The 1,374-nt window shown below is 63.2% G+C and carries 3 protein-coding genes; all 3 read left to right on the forward strand.

Features of this window, described 5'->3' with window-relative positions; genetic code table 11:
• A partial coding sequence (locus HMPREF2581_RS17330) for a cbb3-type cytochrome c oxidase subunit II (protein WP_048766390.1) occupies positions 1-233 on the forward strand: 233 nt, incomplete at its 5' end.
• A gap of 5 nt (positions 234-238) precedes the next feature.
• Entirely contained in the window at positions 239-424 is a 186-nt protein-coding gene (locus HMPREF2581_RS17335; protein WP_003087314.1) for a CcoQ/FixQ family Cbb3-type cytochrome c oxidase assembly chaperone, read from the forward strand.
• On the forward strand, positions 421-1,347 hold the full coding sequence (gene ccoP, locus HMPREF2581_RS17340) for a cytochrome-c oxidase, cbb3-type subunit III (RefSeq protein WP_003087308.1): 927 nt from the start codon (positions 421-423) through the stop codon (positions 1,345-1,347). The genes HMPREF2581_RS17335 and ccoP overlap by 4 nt, the downstream gene beginning before the upstream one ends.
• Positions 1,348-1,374 lie beyond the last annotated feature (27 nt).

A 1,374-nucleotide genomic window follows, 5' to 3' on the forward strand; every position in this document is an offset into this window, starting at 1 on the left:
ACCCGCGCAACGTGGTGCCCGAGTCGAAGATGCCGGCCTACCCGTGGCTGGTGGAGAACAAGCTCGACGGCAAGGACATCGAGAAGAAGCTCGAAGTGATGCGCACCCTCGGCGTGCCCTATACCGACGAAGACATCAAGGGCGCCAAGGACTCGCTGAAAGGCAAGACCGAAATGGATGCCGTGGTCGCCTACCTGCAGGTGCTCGGCACCTCGATCAAGAACAAACGGTGACGGCAATGGATATCGGGACGCTGCGAGGACTCGGCACGCTGCTGATCATGGTCGCCTTCATCGGTCTGGTGATCTGGGCCTACAGCGGCAAACGCAAGAAGAGCTTTGACGAAGCGACGATGCTGCCCTTCGCAGACGATCCCGAAGCCAAAAAGCACGTCGAGCAAGCTTCTAGGAGTAACAAAGAATGACCACCTTCTGGAGTCTGTACATCACAGCTCTTACCGTCGGTACCTTGATCGCCCTGCTCTGGCTGGTCTTCGCCACCCGCAAGGGCGAGGCCAAGGGTACTACCGAAAAGACCATGGGCCACTCCTACGACGGCATCGAGGAGTATGACAACCCGCTGCCGAAGTGGTGGTTCATGCTGTATATCGGCACCATCGTCTTCTCCGTCGGCTACCTGGTCCTGTACCCGGGCCTGGGTAACTGGAAAGGCGTGCTGCCGGGCTACGAGGGCGGCTGGACCCAGGACAAGCAGTGGGAACGCGAGATGAACATCGCCCAGGAGAAGTACGGGCCGATCTTCGCCAAGTACGCCGCCATGCCCATCGAGGAAGTGGCCAAGGACGAGCACGCCATGAAGATGGGCAGCCGCATGTTCGCCACCTACTGCTCGATCTGCCACGGTTCCGACGCCAAGGGCGCCCTCGGCTTCCCCAACCTGGCCGACAACGAGTGGCGCTGGGGCGGTGACCCGCAGAGCATCGAGACCACCATCCTCGGCGGTCGCCACGCGATCATGGCGGCCTGGGGCGACATCCTCGGCGAAGACGGGGTGAAGAACGTCGCCGCCTACGTCCGCACCGAACTCGCCGGGCTGAAGCTGCCGGAAGGCACCAAGGCCGACGTCGAGGCCGGCAAGCAGATCTTCTCGGTCAACTGCGTCGCCTGCCACGGCCCGGAAGGCAAGGGTACCGCCCTGGTCGGCGCGCCGAACCTGACCAACCCCGGCGCGTTCATCTACGGCTCCAGCTACGCCCAGCTCCAACAAACCATCCGCCATGGCCGCCAGGGCCAGATGCCGGCCCAGGAGCCCTACCTGGGCAAGGAAAAGGTGCACATCCTGGCCGCCTACATCTACAACCTGTCGCACAACCAGGGCAGCAACTGACCCCTCCCCCACCCCCCCCCCCCCCCC

The sequence above is a fragment of the Pseudomonas sp. HMSC057H01 genome (assembly GCF_001836405.1).
In the GTDB taxonomy this organism is placed as follows: domain Bacteria; phylum Pseudomonadota; class Gammaproteobacteria; order Pseudomonadales; family Pseudomonadaceae; genus Pseudomonas; species Pseudomonas aeruginosa.

Bases quoted from the DNA above. Each gene is read 5' to 3' on its own strand.
- ccoP (WP_003087308.1), top strand. From the start codon at position 421: ATGACCACCTTCTGGAGTCTGTACATCACAGCTCTTACCGTCGGTACC.
- HMPREF2581_RS17335 (WP_003087314.1), top strand. From the start codon at position 239: ATGGATATCGGGACGCTGCGAGGACTCGGCACGCTGCTGATCATGGTC.